Origin of the sequence: Microcoleus sp. AT8-A3, assembly GCF_036705675.1 — a bacterium.
GTDB lineage: Bacteria > Cyanobacteriota > Cyanobacteriia > Cyanobacteriales > Microcoleaceae > Microcoleus.
Window position 1 is genome coordinate 66,757 of record NZ_JAUBVD010000004.1, and the last position, 17,472, is coordinate 84,228.

A 17,472-nucleotide genomic window follows, 5' to 3' on the forward strand; every position below is an offset into this window, starting at 1 on the left:
GGAATGCGGTTTCTCAAGTCAGCTTAAATCGGAAACTTCGTGCAATCAAATACTGTTCTCAATCAGCCGAGCAATCAAGGCTCATCCTCTCGTACAGCAGAGTTACCTTTTACTCTTCAAGATATCAAGGCAGCCATTCCAGCCCACTGTTTTGAGCCATCGGCATGGAAATCTCTGGCTTATTTCTTTTTAGATATTGGCATCATCGCAGGTTTGTATGCGATCGCCTACACCCTGGATTCCTGGCTCTTTTATCCAATCTTTTGGTTGATGCAGGGAACCATGTTTTGGGCATTGTTTGTAGTGGGTCACGACTGCGGACACGGTTCATTTTCTAAGAGCAAATGGCTCAACAACCTGATCGGACACCTGTCCCACGCTCCAATTCTCGTGCCCTTCCACGGTTGGCGGATTAGTCACAGAACCCACCACGCAAATACAGGCAGCTTAGATAACGATGAAAGCTGGTATCCGGTATCGGAAAGCAAATACAATCAAATGCCTTGGTACGAAAAGCTAGGACGCTTTTATTTGATGTTATTTGCCTATCCAATTTATCTATTTCGCCGATCGCCCGATCGAGTAGGTTCTCACTTCATGCCCGGTAGCCCGATTTTCCGTCCGTCCGAAAAATGGGATGTGTTGACAAGTTCCGCATCCTTGGTACTGATGGTAGGCTTTTTAGGCGCGCTAACCTATCAGTTTGGTTGGCTGTTTTTACTCAAGTTCTACTTGGTTCCCTATGTAGTGTTCGTGATGTGGCTGGATTTGGTAACATTCCTGCACCACACAGAAGCCGATATTCCTTGGTATCGCGGAGATGATTGGTCTTTCTTGAAAGGTGCATTGTCTACGATCGATCGCGACTACGGAATCATCAATTCCATCCATCACGATATCGGCACCCACGTAGCCCACCACATTTTCTCGACAATGCCGCACTATCACTTGAAGGAAGCAACGGAAGCCATCAAGCCAGTGTTGGGCGATTATTATCGCAAGTCAACCGATCCAATTTGGAAGAGCTTTATTCGCTCTTACTGGGATTGTCATTTTGTCTCCGATACAGGTTCTGGAGTTTACTACGAATCACCTAACAGTCGGCGATCGGCTGAAGTTAAGTAGTTTAAATAAACAATAGAATACGCAAAAACCCGGCTTCTTTAAGAAACCGGGTTTTTCTTTTTTGTGCGTGTTTGATCATAAGATATTCCACATTTAACCTGCATATTGGGGGCGGGCAAGATGCCCACCCACAATAAATTTACAGATTACCTTTAAGCCCGATCGCCGTAACAATAGTCCACGCATCCACCAACAGCAGCAGCAGCGTACATCCCAGCAAAATAAGATACATCCAAGGCTGCGACAAAGGGCGGACATCTCTAGTATCAATACCTGTTTTTGCTTCCACCAAACCGACTAATTTACCAAATCCAGCCACCCGCATTGGCAACAAATAACCTTCACCCGAATGACTCAAAAAATAGTAAACTAAACCTCCTTGACCGGTCGATCGAGGTTTGAGAGCTTTTACCTCAGTCCAAGGTAGGGACCAACCCTTGCGAAAAAAATGCGGAAACCACTTGGGATATGTGACTTCAATCCCTTCCTCGCTCAAAATTACCCTTTCACTGAGCACGCCGTAGAGGCCCACAGCCCCAACAACAATTCCCGCCCAGAGTGCGGCGGGAGGAACCGGTGCTTTCGTTACTTCCGACAAAAACGGCAATGGAATTGTCAGGGCTGTGTACAAGCTCAACAGCGTGATTCTAATCAGGGGAGAAAGCCGGAATACCGCCGGCTCAAATACTGGGGCAGAAGATGGGGAAGAAGCAAGAGGTTGTGCTGACATGGCTGAATTCGAGAAGCTGTTTAAGGATATTTTTGCACAGCTTTTGGGCCCGCCAACCAAACTCAGAGAAATACGAAAAACCGGACAATATTTCCAGTTGTGAGTTTTGATCTAAAATTCATTTCACAAACTTTGATTCTTAACTGTTGAGTTTTTACCGCTTTGCAGAAGTTGGAATTTTGAGCGCGGAGTTATCAATTAACTGACAATTATATAACTCAAAACTCACAACTGGGATTAATCAACGGCGGTTAGCGCCGGTACAGTCAAAGGTTCTGAGATTTCTCTGGATTTGGGGCGGCCGGCCATGATTGTTCGATCGCCCTGAACTGCCTCTGGGGATCTGCTAGGATTGACCTTTGAATAGGGGCCTTCGTTAATCTGCAAGCGATCGCAAGGAATTTTATCCGACAAAATTGCACTAGCCATCATCCCGGTGTGAATTTCCAATGCTGCAGCGGGCATCGCTTCAAACACTAAGCGCTGTCCGGGAAACACCACTCGTTCAAAGTACCAGTTAGGAATGTTGGCGATGCGAGCAATCTGAATCTGACTGGTGGCGTTGACGTAGCAGCACAGAATCTTGCTGTCAATGTTTGAGGGTACGGGGTCAAGAATTTGAGCCATAACTGCTGAGGGAGCCTTGCCTAAAAGTTTTAGTTATCTTCTCAGGCTAACACTAGGCGATCCCGCCTACTGTAAAGCCGACTACCAACTCCCTAATACATGAGAGACCGATCGAACTTCTATTAAAATATAACCGGATAAATATCGGCTTTTTGACTCCTAGCAGAGATTTTTTGTCAAAATAAGCTGTATTCACTTAAAAATTAGCTTTTTTCTGCTGCTGTCGCCGATCGACACCAACAAGCTCGGCTTTTAGCCAGTTTAAAAAAATTTAAGAATATTTAATGTCAAATTGCGAAAATTAGACATATTGTAAAGTTATATTAAAAGAATATTAACATAGCTGAAAAAGTTCCACTTTAGGATATGGCAATCATGGAAAACCGAGAAAACCGAGTCCTGTACGTTCGCCTCCCTTGCAATCCGATTTTCCCGATCGGAGTTGTCTATCTTTCGGATCACGTACACAAGCTGTTTCCCGATGTCGAACAGCGCATTTTCGATTTAGGTGCCGTACCCCCCCTGGATTTCGCTAAAGCTTTAGATGCCAGCATAGACGAGTTTAAGCCGACTCTGCTAGTTTTCTCTTGGCGGGACATTCAAATTTACGCCCCCGTGGGCGGCCGGGGCGGCAACCCGCTGCAAAATGCCTTCGAGTTTTACTACGCCAAAAATCCCCTGATCAAGTTCCGGGGAGCACTCGGAGGACTGCGTTTAGCCGCGTCTTACTACACCGAACTCTGGCGCAATTTGGGACTGATTAAGCGCGGATTGAAGCGGGCCCGGAAATACCGCCCCGAAGCTCGTGCAGTGGTCGGAGGCGGTGCTGTGAGCGTGTTTTACGAGCAGTTGGGACGCAGTTTGCCCACGGGCACTGTGGTTTCGGTGGGGGAAGGCGAAGCTTTGCTGGAGAAGTTGATTAAGGGCGAAGATTTGGCCGAGGAAAGGTGTTATGTGGTGGGAGAAACTGTGCCGCGCGCGAAGCTAATTCACGAAAAACCAGCCAACATCGAGAAAACTGCTTGCGACTATAACTACATCGAAACCATTTGGCCAGAATTTTCCTATTATCTACAGGATATGGACTTCTACGTGGGAGTCCAAACCAAGCGCGGCTGTCCTCACAATTGCTGTTACTGCATTTATACGGTGATTGAGGGGAAACAAGTGCGGATCAATCCGGCGGATGAGGTGGTGGCGGAGATTCGGCAATTGTACTCGAGAGGTATCCGCAATTTCTGGTTTACCGACGCTCAATTTATCCCAGCACGCAAATTCATCGATGATGCAGTTGAATTATTGCAAAAAATCATCGCCGCCGGCATGGACGACATACACTGGGCCGCTTACATCCGTGCGGACAATCTCACACCAGAGTTGTGCGATTTGATGGTAAAAACGGGGATGAATTACTTTGAAATCGGCATCACCAGCGGTTCCCAAGAACTGGTTCGGAAAATGCGGATGGGCTACAACTTGCGAGTAGTTTTGGAAAATTGTCGCGATTTAAAAGCAGCAGGTTACAACGATGTGGTTTCCGTTAATTACTCGTTTAACGTCATTGACGAAACCTTTGAAACCATCCGGCAAACTATTGCTTATCACCGAGAACTAGAGCGGATTTTCGGAGCAGATAAAGTAGAACCAGCTATTTTCTTTATCGGGTTGCAGCCGCACACAATTTTAGAAGAATACGCCTTTAAAAAGGAGATTCTGCAACCGGGTTACGATCCGATGAGTTTGATGCCTTGGACAGCGCGCAAATTGCTATGGAATCCCGAGCCTTTGGGTTCCTTTTTCGGGCAAATTTGTTTAGAAGCTTGGCAGCGTAATTCCAATGATTTCGGTCGCGAAGTGATGGCAATTCTGGAGGAAAAACTCGGCTGTGCGGATTTGGAAGAAGCATTAACCGCGCCAGTGGAAATCAAAGACAAACAATTGGCAGCAGTTAATTAATTACCAGGTTCGCAGTCAGGAAGACGGTTCTTTTCAAAAGGGGAAATGGGAGGAAAAATCTATCTTCTGTTTCCCTTTTTATTATTTAATAAATAGGTAAGTGCAAATAAACATTACCGTGTAATATCAAATCCGCCCTTCCGAGTCCTGTATTCATCTCTCTGTTCTCTGACCGAAAGCATCCAGGATACAAGCCCCCGGATTCATTCCTTCGCAGACTCAGGACCCAGAAATAAAAAACCTGTATGCGATAAACAAGCCCCCGAATTTATCCGTGGGGTCAATTCTTTAATCTAAAATCTAAAATCTAAAATCTAAAATCGATTGACTCTGCGTTCTCTGCGTTCTCTGCGGTTTAATCATTCCAATGCAACCGGAATTGATATAAAAGAGTCCGTTCGCGACATGGGGGCGCTGATTCCCGGTTTCTACGAAAATCAAAGGTTTAGTAACGAGAAATATATGAAGAAACCCGGTTTCTCAAATCGGCGTGAACAAGTCATAAAATCTTAAAAATGTCATAAATACAAGAGATTGCTTGCCTGCGATCGCATTGACATACTTGTGTATTTTCACGGGTGTTAGGTGCACAGTTCGCACCTTACTTAAACCGAGGGTATACCGGGTTCCCTGCACCTCTCACCTCTGAGATTAAATATTATTAATATCCAGCAAAGATAGCTTAAGATGTAATTATATAGTTAAAACCAGGAGTAACAGGATGTTTTATAAAGATACAGTTAAGGACATTAAAGCAGTAGTTCTAGTTATGGCGGGGATTAGTGCGATAGGCTTTTTGACCGCCTCAGCAGAAGCAACTGCACTAAATCAACCCGCACCCAACACTTTGGGCAATAATCAACCGCTGCAAATTGCTCAAGTTGAGGGATGTCCGAGGGCCGAAATGGTGCAATTTTTCGCAACGCCCAACTTTTCTATATACATTTGCAAAACCCAGGAAGGCGATATTTTTTACCGCGGCCTTAGCAAAATAAATGGCACCCAAATCAATGTCATGCAAGTAACAGCAGGTGATGACGGAAGTTATGAAGCGACTAACGGCAATATTATCTATTCGATTAATCCCCAACGCCTGCAAGTCCGCCAGAATGGTAAGGTAATTTTGACCGAAGCTGTCATTAAGTAACACTAACTGTTATTTAATGATAAATTCACTAAATTTAGGGTGTATTTTATTTAATATCATGTCCGATCGATTAACCATAATATGCCGATGGGGGCGGGTTTTTAATATTGTCAATTATTGGCAGGTATTGTTGGTGAACCCGCCCCTACAAAAATTGCGATGGCTCGACCGGACATGATTTAAGTTAAAAATTTAATGCCCACCAAAACATATTGATTCCTTAATAATCCAAGAGAATCAATGGTAACGGTTATAAGATTGACTAACTTTTGTTCAAATATCTCTCAATCAAGACGATCGCCACAATATCGTCCACTGGCTTCGGTGGCGTCCGCATTCCCTGGGGAATCAAGCGCGAAAGTCCCGTGGGAGGGTACATTTGCCAGTAGCGTTCCCTCGCTTCTAAACTGCTGTACCTCTCGTCCACCTGAACAATTTTGAGCGCTGGCGACAAACTCTGTGTCAGTTTTTGTTTCCAACTCTTAGAAGTCGTTTGATCTCCGATTACCAATAACTCAATGGGAAACTGTTCGCACAAAGATTGAATAGTAGATATCGCTGCTTCCGACAGCACAACTTGATGGTAGCAGACCTTCTTATCTCTACCCATTACAGCTATGCCGCATTTGTCTTTACCTGGATCGAAACCTAAAATCATATTTATGAGTCCTGTGTTAATAAGTTTGTAGTTGCGATCGAGCGCCAGTCAACTCAATCGCTAACCTAGATATAATCTGATACTTGCATTCTTGAATGTCTCAAAATCTTTGCGGGCGATCGTACTTATTTTGCTTGACTTTTTTGCAGGATTGACATATTATATCATCATGGGAATCCCTGCGGCCATATAATGTCTAAAATCAGAAACCGGGTTTTTGCCATAATCTTTACTTCCAGTTTTAATTTATCGAAAAAACCCGGTTTCTTTTGCCCCCCCGCAGCAATCAGAAACCGGGTTTTTGCCACAATATTTGCTTCCCAGTTTGGATTTATCGAAAAAACCCGGTTTCTCACAGCAACGCGCACAAATCAGAAACCGGGTTTTTGCCACAATATTTGCTTCCCAGTTTGGATTTATCGAAAAAACCCGGTTTCTCTCACCTCTGTGCAGGCGGTGCGTCGCTGTGAGATTGTCGATTTGATTTGCAAATTACTGATGGCGACGCACCCTACTATCTTGAATCGGGTGCAAAGATGAGTGCAAAAAAAAAAAATTAAAGCGGGCGCAAGAGGGTAAACAGGAAACAGGGAAAAGGGCTAAAGAGTCAAGAAGAGTCCTCACAGATAAGACAGGGAGAAAGGGACAGCCAAAGCAACCGCTACACGAAAACCCCTGCACGGGCCCAAAAAGCCCGAGTAGCGCCGAGGGAAGAAGCTGCGGAAGGCAGCACGGCAATTGACCGCACCGCTCCTCCACGAACCTCCACGCAGCACTCCGCCACTACTTGTTCCAGTTTCCCAAGAACTTCCGTCAATCGGTGCGCCGTCATAGTTAATGTGCACCTTATCGCTGCACCATTCGCTGACCTGACCGTGCATATCATAAAGTCCAAAGGCATTCGGGCCAAAACTCCCTACATCTATCGTTTGTCTGCGAACAAGTCCCTCGGGCGCTGCACCATAGGGTTGATAACCGTTATAATTAACTAAATCCGTGGTAATTGTCTCGCCAAAATAGAAAGGTGTTATAGTTCCGGCGCGACAAGCATATTCCCATTCTGCTTCCGAAAGTAAGCGATAAATCTTGCCTGTTTTTTCAGAAAGTTTCCGGCAGAATTCTACAGCCTGATTCCAGCTTACGTTTTCTACAGGAAGTTTTTCACCTCTAAACTCCGATTGATGATTTCCCATAACTGCTTGGTACTGTGCTTGGGTGAGGGGGTATTTTCCTGCATAAAAAGCTGGTAATGTTACTTGATGCTGCGGACTTTCCTTATCTTTTCTATCTCGCTCTGTTTCTGGCGAACCCATCATAAATGTGCCTCCGGGAATGTAAACCATTTCGAGCACAACTCCATTACCTAAGTCTTCCGGGAAGTAATGAGCCGCATACTTTCTACGACTGTTTTCTTTTCCTTCAGCATCCACTGTGATGACATCAAATTCAAATGTAGGGAGATAGTCTTGAAACTGCGGTTTTATCTTTAAATCATCTCTATCTTTCAGGAGTGAATAGGCAGCAAGTTTCACCTGCATTGATTCCTCGCGCAAAGCTTGCATTATCACATCTAAGCCAGCTTCTCCATATTTGAGTGCTTCGGAGAGGGCGGCGATTCTCACTTCGACAATGGGTGAGGCTAATCGGCTTTTAACACCAGGAATGCCTCCGAGTACCGCAGCATTGACAGGAATTGAATTTTGACCGCCACGGACGGCATCGTATTCTCTGGGTTGATTTTGATTGTCTGACATTACACCGCACGATCCTGCATTTTAATTGAGCAAAATTTTGTTTTGTGATGTCAATATCTCAGGGTTCGATTCTTAGTTTCTTTCTTTGCGCTCTTAGCGGTGCGGTGCGTCGCTGTTAGATTATTGGTGGTGCTTCCAGATTTTTGGTGGCGACACACCCTACTAATTGGGTGCGGTGCGTCGCTGTGAGATTGTTGGTGGTGCTTCCAGATTTTTGGTGGCGACGCACCCTACGATTGCTATATATATGGCGGCACGGATTCCCATGATTTAATGATATGTCAATAGCGCGAAAATGTCAAGCAAAATTGTCATTCGATCGCCCAAAATTTTTCATCAAATTCGATATGTCGATCGCACTTATTTTTTAACTTTCAAATCTCCTGGGCCAGCTTTTTGTTGTCCGGTGCGAAAAACAACGACTCCGTTTTCAAGAGCCACTAAATCTATTTTAAGCGGGCCGGCGATGTAAGTGACATCTGCCGCGATCGCCTGAACGTCCAGCGGTTTCTCGTACTGCTGCAATCGCTCGATAAAACCAGCTAAAGTTTCAATCTGACTGTCGGCCACTTGAACTCTACCGCCGACAACGCCGATTAGGCGAGCGCGAAATTGACAAGCTTCTATCAATTGCAGCAACTGCTGCCGCACCTGTTCGTCAGTCAAAGTCACCGGATCGACAGCAACCCCTGCAATCACATCTCCAGCGCGGAACACAACTCGATTGATTTCTGCTTCTGCAAATACCTTAATTAGCTTTTCTTCCCGCAGGTAATTAGCGCCGGCGACAATTCGCACCACGTAGTCTTGACCGTCTTTAATCTGACTAATTAGTTGATCGATTTCTGCTTTAGTAATTTGAATAACCTGATCCCTAACCTTGGTATTTTCCGGCTGCATCAGTCCGACGGTGGTTTTATTTGCTTCTTGCAAAAGCCGATCGATCGCGCGACTCGCCATACCGGGTTCAATAATGCGAACCACGCCAGCAGCTAAAATTTGACCGCGCCTGATAGCAACTGTACCCTCGCGGATTGCCTGAAAGTCGCGTTCCAAAATTTGCACTTGCTGCTGCAAGACAGTTTGTTGCTGTTCGAGTTGAGCTTGTTGCTGTGCCAAGGTTTCTAACAGTGCTTCCCTCTCGGCAATTACTTTGTCGCGCTCGATAATAGTTCGATCGCGCTCGGCGAGATTTTGCATTCGCTGGGCAATTTCCTTGTCTCGCTGGGCAATTAGTTCGTTGCGATCGACAATTTCCTTGTCCCGCTGGGCAATTTCTGCGTCTCGCTTGGCAATTTCTGCGTCTCGCTGGGCAATTTGAGTTTTTACCTGCTCTCGCTGCTCGATTAACTGTTGCCGTTCCTCTTGCAGTTGGGCGATTTCCGATCCTAAAGCCGTTTTTTGAGCAGAAACTGTTTTCAATTGGTTCTGGGTGCGATCGAGCTGAGCTTGTGTAGTCGATCGAATCGTTTCCACCAGTTTCAATTGTTCTTCGGTGCGGGATTTAGCTGCTTCCACGCTCCTGAGCTGTTCTTCTGTCTTAGATTTAGCCGCTTCTACCTGACTTAACTGCTCTTCAGTTTTAGACTTAGCTGCTTGCACGCTGTTGAGCTGGGCCCGCAGCGAGTTTAATTTTGTTTGCGTCAGAGCTTGCTCAGCATTAGCTGCTTGGAGGGATTGATTTATTTGCTCTAAATTGGCTCTAGCTTGCGCTTGAGCGGCTCTGGCTTGAGCTAATTCAGTTTCAACTCGATTTTTTTCTTGAGTGGCTTGGTTGATTTCTCTGCGGGCGTTGTTGAGCCTTTTTTGAATCTCGTCTATTCTAAAAACTCCCGTTCGCAGCGGCTTGCTAGTAGCAAACAAAATGCCCAGAGTCAGTGCTGACAAGATGCTGCCAGCCATCACTGTCACAACAACAGCAGTATCGCGGGGGCGAAGTTTGAACAAGCTCAATCTTGCCTTGCCAACTTTCGTCCCAAGGCGATCGCTGACAGTGGCGATCACACCCCCCAACACTAAAATTACAAATACCAGGATGTATCCAGCAGTCATTCCGATTTTAGATTTTGGATTTTGGATTTTGGATTGAATCTAAAATCCAAAATCCAAAATCCTATACTTTCTCGGCATCAAGTGAATTGCTGGCTTAGGGCCACCGGGTTGTGGACTGTGATCTTTTTCTTGTGGATCGAGATCATGGTTTCTTGCCTGAGATCGCCCAGCAAACGAGTCACCGTTACCCGCGTCGAGCCGATCGCTTCGGCGATCGCCTGGTGGGACAGCTTCAAATCTATCGTAATCCCCTCAGCCCCCGGCACGCCAAAATCCCGGCACAGAATCAGCAAAAAGCTGACGAGTCTCGAACCCATATCTCGGTGCGCCAGCGTTTCAATCATCATCTCGGTTTGCAAAATCCGAGACGACAGTCCCCGCAGCATCACCATCGACAGTTCCGGGTCTTCCTTGAGCGCTTTCTCGACTTGTTCGATCGGCAGCGAGATCAATTCCACCGGCGTAAAGGCTACCGCGTGGTAAAACCTGTCCGATCGGTGTCCCGTAATCAGAGACAGCACCCCAAATACGCTATTTTCGCGCAGGAGGGCGACTGTAATTTCTTCCCCTGCTTCGTAAACCCTGGAGAGCTTCACAGCACCTCTAATGAGAACGTAGACGCGCTCAGCCGGGTCTCCAGGGAAAAAAATTGTCTTGCCCCGTTCAAAGGTTTCCACAATGGGTGGAAACGCCCCGCCGCTGATTTGGCGGAACACGGCTGCTAGCGGTCTATCATGCGTCACGACTAGATCCTTTGTACTAATCAATACTTTATAACTTGCCGATTAACCTTATTGAGTAAATATACTGCCCAACCTCCAATATCCAAGGATTCTGTTACTTCCATCTAATGTTAAGGTAAACACGCACTGTATGATTAAATCTAGCCCTTCTCTTAACTTTTTCAATTCCGCCCCCATGTAGCTCCACAGCAAAATTAATATCAATTGTGTCTCAATTGTGTCTCAATTGTGTCTGAATCAGTTAAATCTGAATCAGTTGTGTCTAAACTGGCGGGGTTGTCAGATATAGCCAATGAGAACGGTGCAAGTTGCTTTTAGATAAACTACAGATGATAGATTTGACCGGAAAAAATGCTCTTGTTACGGGCATTGCCAACAATCGCTCGATCGCCTGGGGCATCGCTCAGCAGCTCCACAAAGCTGGGGCCAACCTCGGCATAACTTATTTGAAGGACGAGAAAGGCAAGCACGAGCGCAAAGTCGCTGAACTGGTGGAACCGCTCAATCCCAGTCTGTATTTGCCCTGCAATGTCCAAGACGAGAGCGAAATTGAGTCTACTTTTCAAACCATCGCCGACAAGTGGGGCAAGTTAGATGTCCTGATCCACTGTCTGGCTTTTGCCGGCAAGGACGAACTTTCGGGAGACTTCACCAACACTTCGCGCCAAGGTTTCTCCAATGCTTTGGATATTAGCGCTTACTCGCTGGTGCGGCTTTGTGCTGCTGCTAAACCCCTGATGGCCGAGGGTGGCAGTATTGTGACGCTGACTTATTTGGGCGGCGTCCGGGTAGTTCCTAACTATAATGTGATGGGAATTGCTAAGGCGGCTTTGGAAATGAATGTTCGTTATCTGGCTGCTGAACTGGGCCCGTTAAATATTCGGGTAAATGCGATTTCTTCTGGCCCGATTCGGACTCTGGCTTCGTCAGCAGTTGGCGGTATTCTGGACATGATCCACCACGTTGAGGAAGTGGCCCCGCTGCGGCGGACGGTGACTCAGCAGGAAGTGGGAAATGCTGCGGCTTTTCTGTGCAGCAATCTCGCTAGCGGAATTACGGGTCAAATTTTGTATGTCGATGCCGGTTACGAAATCATGGGAATGTAACAGTTGTCGAGAATTTAGAGTTATGTAGGGGCGGGTTTAGACAATAAACTTTAACTTTAACAAGTAAGTTTGATCTCGCATCTTCTTGCACCATTTTCAAGAACCTGTAGGGGCGGGTTCACCAAAAACTTTCTCCGGTAACAGACAGGTTAAATAAACCCGCCCCCACCCACTCGCATCTTCTTGCACCATTTTCAAGAACCTTACGGGGCGGGTTCACCAAAAAGTTTCTCCGGTGACAGACAGGTTAAATAAACCCGCCCCCACCCACTCGCATCTTCTTGCACCATTTTCAAGAACCTTACGGGGCGGGTTCACCAAAAAGTTTCTCCGGTGACAGACAGGTTAAATAAACCCGCCCCCACCCACCAAAAATCCCTTGATTGACTGCAGGTGTCTGATGTCAGTTGTATGCACAACCCGCCCCTTGCTTGAGACTCAACACTAAAAAAATCCCGTTCTCAAATTACTAATTATCAATAACTAATGAATGACCAATTGCGAATTATGGAAATAATCGATCGCCCTTCTGTACCTCCTGCAAGTTCAGTTCAACCAGCTAGGGCCGCCTTGGTGAAACGCACGACACTGGAAACGGATGTCACGGCCAGCCTCAATCTCGACGGTGTGGGAACTTGCAAGGCGTCTACGGGGATTCCGTTTTTAGACCATATGTTGCACCAGATTGCTTCTCACGGATTGATCGATTTGGACGTGCAGGCGATCGGGGATTTGGAGATTGACGACCACCACACGAACGAAGATGTGGGAATTACCTTGGGCCAAGCCCTAGCAAAAGCTGTCGGGGATCGATCGGGCATTTCTCGCTTCGGACATTTCATCGCACCTTTGGATGAAGCTTTAATTGAGGTAGTGCTAGATTTTTCGGGACGCCCTCACTTAAGTTACAGCTTGGAAATTCCCAACCAGCGGATCGGCACTTACGATACTGAATTAGTGAGAGAGTTTTTTTCGGCGGTGGTGAACCACACTCAAATGACACTGCACATTCGACAGTTGCAGGGCGGAAATTCTCATCACATTGTAGAAGCGGCGTTTAAGGCATTTGCGCGAGCTCTGCGGATGGCGGTGGAAATCGACCCGCGGCGGGCTACTCGGATTCCGAGTTCTAAAGGAGTTTTGTAGTATGGGGTTTGTAGTAGCGTTTGGGCGCTACTACGAACTTGTAAATCAAAATAGGGATATCACTCTCGAATTTTTGAGCATTACTCAGTTAATATCTTTCGCATAGATGAGGTAAAGCTACAAATATTTCTGAAAGTAACGGCTCCTTTAACACCTATAAAAGGCTTCACAATGCTATGTCTAGAATTAGCTAAAGGTAGCATAAAATTCACAATAGCATACTTTTCATTGTCTGAGGTAATATCTGTTTCTAAAGTATGCAATTGAAAAATGCTACTATTAAAAATTTGAAAAGGGCTTTCTAAAGCTGCCAACTCTTGGTCAGAAAGCTCAATGTATTGTTCAAAGGTTTTGATAAGATCGCATAAATCTTCAACCTCAATTGGTTTGGGCACCGAACTAATGGAAAATGCAACAAGCTGAGTAGTGCCAATGTTTAAGACGATAAATAGATTAACAACATTTTGAGAATACAGAAGTTTTCTTATATAAAAAGTAATCAGGTATCCGTCAGCCTCAAGGCAACATTTATTCGCCTCCTCTGGTTTCGGTAGATTTGAAGGAGAGGGCATATATGAAGCTCTTCTGGCTTCCTTAAGAGCTTCCATCTCTTTTGTCACATTACACACCCACTGTAAAAGTTCTTTTGCTTCTTCTTTAGATTTCCCTAATTTTATTTGAAAATCATTGATGACTATCCCATGACAAGCTTCATTAAGTAAATGCTGTAATAGAAACATTTCCTGAAAGGAAAAGCTAATAGTCATCAAGCTTTCACCGGACTGTTTAATCTCTTTAATAATAGATTCAAAAAAACCTCTAGCTTGTCTGGGAGAGGTATTCACTCTTGTTGTAAAACTATTTGGTATTACCTGTTGCACTTCCTGAACAAGTTGCAGGAAAAATTCTACTTCTTCGATCGACAACTGAATCGCAACGTTGTTATCTGCTATTGTAGAAACATTCATCATAATTTTTTCTATCTTGAATTGACTAGACTTGTTGGAAAAGTGGAATAGATTTGTAGTTAGGACAAAAGTCTTTGCTGATGAGTTGGCAATGAAAGGACTGAAGTCCTTACTACAAACAGGTCAATCGAGACTTGTATTAACCACCCGCCCTCAATCTATCCAAACTTTGTCAAGAATCTGAAAGCATCGAGTACATGACTCGCGCAAACGTAAGGCGAAGTATTGTAAAAAGCTTGCCAAGCCGCCGCTTTATCTTCGTCGTATTTATCGGCTCTTTCCGGGTGTTTTCCTTGCCAATTCAGCCGCACTGCGTGACCGACTAATACATCTAAAACGATGTATTCTTCTACTTGCAATTCTGGGTTGCGCTGGGCGATCGCGGCCAACTCCATCAGCGCCTCAATATTTACTTGCCGGTATTCCGGCGCCACAATCTTATTCAGCAAATGCTCGATTTGTAGCGCAAAATTCTTTTCGCCTGGTGTCATTTCCGATAAAATGATATGGCTATCTAACCGATTGCGCCGCTCTAATTTGTCGCCAATTATCAAGCCTTTGCAGTGCCGCAGCAGTCCCCAAACACTCGGATAAAAATCCTTCGGTACGCGATTGACAGTACCTTCCATCTGCCGCTTCCGACGCCATCCTCCCCCAGGCATTGTTGGTTCTTCAGAAACTGGCGCTACTACCCATTCAATATCTTTTTCCGGCTGTTTGACGCGCAGGGATTCTTGCTGTTTGAGGATTTGATTCATTTCCTCGTATTCTGTCAACACTTGGCGCAGGCGATTTTTGATTTCAAAGGGACTTAGCTGCATTAAATGTTCGTAAGCTTCATTTTGGGTAACTCCCAATTCGCGAGCAAACTCGCTAGTCAGCAGCAAAATAAAGTAGCTAACTCTTAGCGTCAGCAGGCCTTTAAATAACTGGGGTTCGGCTTTAATTAACAAGCCGAGGTAGATGAGAACTTCTTGAGTTAGAACTCGATCGCGAATATCTTCTCCGCAGAATTGGCGAATTTTGTCCATCACTTCCGTGTAAGATCCGGGTCTCGAAATTATCGAATCTTCGCTGTAAGCTTTCCCCACAGCAATCTGTTTTTGTCGCACCAAAATATCTGTCACCGCATCGGATAAGCTGATATCAACTTTGTCCAGCAAACCTGCGGCATGGCGGATGACTGCCCATTGGATTTTTGATTGCGAACTTTCTCCAGCTTTTGTATAAACTTCGTTGAGCAAATCCACAACTTTAACTGTTTCTTCCGCCCCTCCAAATCCTGTATCAAAGTTTAACCCTTTGAGGCGAACCAAGGTGTGCAGCAGCTCAATTTGTTCGTACAAATTTTCTGATTCGCGCAGGCTAGTCAGCAAAAATTGAGTATTAGTTTCGCACTCTAATTTAAATTCTTGCGTATGACCCAGAGGCCAAGTTTTTTCAGGATTGTAACCGAGATATCTGGGAGTTTCGACTGCACCTGTAACTGGAGATTCTGTGAATTCAAAATCGTGCATGAAATCAATTCTCTCCGTGCCAGCGGTCAGCATTAACTGCTTAATATTTCCAAGTTTAACTGGCGTATTGTTACAGTGTCCATCCCGGAATTCCTTCATTAATTCTAACAACACTTCCCGACCGGTTTCCAGCATCGTGTGAGTCAGCATCAGCGTTACCGTAGGGCGTCCCAACTGATACCAGTGGCGGTGAATGTGAGCTATTTCGCTCTTGATTTGAGCTACTAAAAAATGGTAATCTAAAGTTAAGTAAAACTCTTGTCTGTTCAAAAATGAGGGAAGAAATACGATCGCCTCTTCGCGAATTTTAAACACCCGAGAAGTTGTTAAACTCCGCAAACGGCGCACGGGGCGGCCGGTTAAGCCTAATTGGTCGTTTCGTCCAATTTGCGTGTAAATAGCTGATAATTCTTTAGTCTGGCGGACTTGAATAGGTTCTACCTGTTTTGGGGTTTGCGCGGCAATGCCGTTAGCGGCTAATTCTGCTTGCAAATCTTCGTCTTCAGCTAACAGTGCAATTTGCACTAAAGGTTCTCTGTGTTGGTCCACTGACAGATGCCTTCCCAGCGGATCGATATCGCCCACTGCGATTAATCCTTCATTTAGCAATTGACCGAGAAAATACAGACTTTGGGCCCAAACTAGGGGAATATTTTCATTGGGTAAGCGCTGCTGGCTGCTGGGATTTAGCTTTTCTGCTTCTATATTTTCGGCGGGGACGTAGTACAATTCTGGTAGTAGCGGCACACCAGAGCGATCGACTGCTAAAGATTCCAAACGCTGCTGGTACTCTTGCACTTGGGCTTGATTTCCCTGAAATATGCCGTCCAACAATAAATAAGTGAAAAATAGCGGCCACTCGCATTCAATGTGCTCGAACTGCCTTAATTCTGTGGGCTCGTAGTGCAGGCGATCGGCATCTTCCAACACTGTTTGGTGTCCGTCCCGCAGAAACCGCTTGCAGCCGTAATTTCCTTGCAATTTGTCAATAATCTTATTTCGAGTCCGTTCTATTAATTCTCGATCTTCCACAGCAAAAGCCGGAAAGCTAATCACACTCAATAAAGCGGCATCTACTTCTTTTGAACTCGATTCGCGAGGCAAAAGCGATTCCAAAGTTATGCGACTTCTGGCAATTTCGTCTGGCAAAACGTGTATCACCGATGCTTGAGAGCCTTTAATTCCGAACAAATCCAACCCATTTATTGCTTCCAGCGCTGCTTTTGCCATGCCAACTGAACTGGCGTTCAATTCTGCATTGCCGCGATTAATTTTATGACCTCTTTCCCAAATTCCGTAATCCGGCGTGCGGTAGGCTCTACCGATGTAGTAAACTAAATTTTGCACGAAATTGACTTCATCAATTGTAAAAATTACGTGCAGCCCGGAAGCCGTCATTTGAGCAAGAATTAATAAAAATATAGATGTAGCGTCTAACTGTAAATGTCCCCACTTGTCATCACCGACAACAATACCTCCAGTTTGAGTATTGTATTTAGCGTGCAGGGCATCTAGCGGCGACTGAGTATTTTTAAAATGTTCTACTTTGCTCGATTGCTGCATCATCGCAAACAGCAAGCCGCGCATCAGTTTGACTGTGCTGTGTTCGAGTTCAAATGTCCTGCCCTGATCTCCATCAATTTTGCGGTAAGCTAAACCCAAACCCCAAACCGCGAGAATGCTGTACACGTTGTCGCGCACCCAGGCATCGGTGTAGTCGCCGTGGGCGTTAACGGCGGTACTCGCGGGCAGCAAACCAGTAATTGGGTTCTGGCGCTTGAGGATGATGGTTTTGATTTGCTCGTAGTAATAATCTAACCTGGTTTGCCGCTGGTTTTTTGCGATCGCCATTTCGTTTTCCTGCTTTTTCCTGATGCGAGTAGATTTGGGGTGAATAGACTTTTAAATATATCAGAGATTAGATTATTTCTCAAGTTATCCAA

At 45.4% G+C, this 17,472-nt stretch carries 13 protein-coding genes; 5 read left to right on the forward strand and 8 right to left on the reverse strand.

Features of this window, described 5'->3' with window-relative positions; all coding sequences use genetic code 11:
* Positions 1 to 39: 39 nt before the first annotated feature.
* Positions 40 to 1,125, forward strand: a complete 1,086-nt coding sequence (locus tag QUB51_RS03855) for a DUF3474 domain-containing protein (protein ID WP_333052482.1) — start codon at positions 40 to 42, stop codon at positions 1,123 to 1,125.
* Positions 1,126 to 1,264: 139 nt separating this feature from the next.
* Here QUB51_RS03855 and QUB51_RS03860 read toward each other — a convergent pair whose 3' ends face one another.
* Entirely contained in the window at positions 1,265 to 1,855 is a 591-nt protein-coding gene (locus tag QUB51_RS03860) for a hypothetical protein (protein ID WP_333259650.1), read from the reverse strand.
* A gap of 237 nt (positions 1,856 to 2,092) precedes the next feature.
* Positions 2,093 to 2,482 carry a DUF1830 domain-containing protein gene (locus tag QUB51_RS03865; protein ID WP_333052487.1) on the reverse strand — a complete coding sequence of 130 codons (390 nt, stop codon included), beginning with the start codon at positions 2,480 to 2,482 and terminating at the stop codon, positions 2,093 to 2,095.
* Positions 2,483 to 2,857: 375 nt separating this feature from the next.
* On the opposite strand from QUB51_RS03865, the gene QUB51_RS03870 reads away from it, so the two are divergent.
* Together QUB51_RS03870 and QUB51_RS03875 are read left to right on the forward strand one after the other, a co-directional pair.
* Positions 2,858 to 4,438 (forward strand): photosystem II high light acclimation radical SAM protein, encoded by a 1,581-nt coding sequence (locus QUB51_RS03870; RefSeq protein WP_333052489.1) that lies wholly within the window; start codon positions 2,858 to 2,860, stop codon positions 4,436 to 4,438.
* A gap of 721 nt (positions 4,439 to 5,159) precedes the next feature.
* Positions 5,160 to 5,585: a hypothetical protein gene (locus QUB51_RS03875; RefSeq protein ID WP_333052491.1), complete on the forward strand. Its 426-nt coding sequence runs from the start codon at positions 5,160 to 5,162 to the stop codon at positions 5,583 to 5,585.
* 262 nt (positions 5,586 to 5,847) lie between these two features.
* Here QUB51_RS03875 and QUB51_RS03880 read toward each other — a convergent pair whose 3' ends face one another.
* The 4 genes from QUB51_RS03880 to ntcA all read right to left on the reverse strand — a co-directional run bounded on the left by QUB51_RS03880 (position 5,848) and on the right by ntcA (position 10,792).
* On the reverse strand, positions 5,848 to 6,243 hold the full coding sequence (locus QUB51_RS03880; RefSeq protein ID WP_333052493.1) for a pre-16S rRNA-processing nuclease YqgF: 396 nt from the start codon (positions 6,241 to 6,243) through the stop codon (positions 5,848 to 5,850).
* Between the two features lie 620 nt (positions 6,244 to 6,863).
* A complete protein-coding gene (locus QUB51_RS03885; protein ID WP_333052498.1) occupies positions 6,864 to 7,997 on the reverse strand; it encodes a formylglycine-generating enzyme family protein in 1,134 nt (377 codons plus the stop codon).
* A 360-nt stretch (positions 7,998 to 8,357) separates the two neighbouring features.
* Positions 8,358 to 10,049, reverse strand: a complete 1,692-nt coding sequence (locus QUB51_RS03890) for a DUF3084 domain-containing protein (RefSeq protein ID WP_333259654.1) — start codon at positions 10,047 to 10,049, stop codon at positions 8,358 to 8,360.
* Positions 10,050 to 10,126: 77 nt separating this feature from the next.
* Entirely contained in the window at positions 10,127 to 10,792 is a 666-nt protein-coding gene (gene ntcA / locus QUB51_RS03895) for a global nitrogen regulator NtcA (RefSeq protein ID WP_333272220.1), read from the reverse strand.
* A 329-nt stretch (positions 10,793 to 11,121) separates the two neighbouring features.
* On the opposite strand from ntcA, the gene fabI reads away from it, so the two are divergent.
* Together fabI and hisB are read left to right on the forward strand one after the other, a co-directional pair.
* On the forward strand, positions 11,122 to 11,898 hold the full coding sequence (gene fabI, locus QUB51_RS03900; protein ID WP_333052503.1) for an enoyl-ACP reductase FabI: 777 nt from the start codon (positions 11,122 to 11,124) through the stop codon (positions 11,896 to 11,898).
* Between the two features lie 507 nt (positions 11,899 to 12,405).
* Positions 12,406 to 13,044, forward strand: coding sequence for an imidazoleglycerol-phosphate dehydratase HisB (gene hisB / locus QUB51_RS03905; RefSeq protein ID WP_445299447.1), 639 nt, complete (start codon positions 12,406 to 12,408; stop codon positions 13,042 to 13,044).
* A gap of 80 nt (positions 13,045 to 13,124) precedes the next feature.
* Here hisB and QUB51_RS03910 read toward each other — a convergent pair whose 3' ends face one another.
* Positions 13,125 to 14,015 carry a hypothetical protein gene (locus tag QUB51_RS03910; RefSeq protein ID WP_333259660.1) on the reverse strand — a complete coding sequence of 297 codons (891 nt, stop codon included), beginning with the start codon at positions 14,013 to 14,015 and terminating at the stop codon, positions 13,125 to 13,127.
* 155 nt (positions 14,016 to 14,170) lie between these two features.
* A complete protein-coding gene (locus tag QUB51_RS03915; protein WP_333259663.1) occupies positions 14,171 to 17,380 on the reverse strand; it encodes a glycoside hydrolase family 15 protein in 3,210 nt (1,069 codons plus the stop codon).
* Positions 17,381 to 17,472 lie beyond the last annotated feature (92 nt).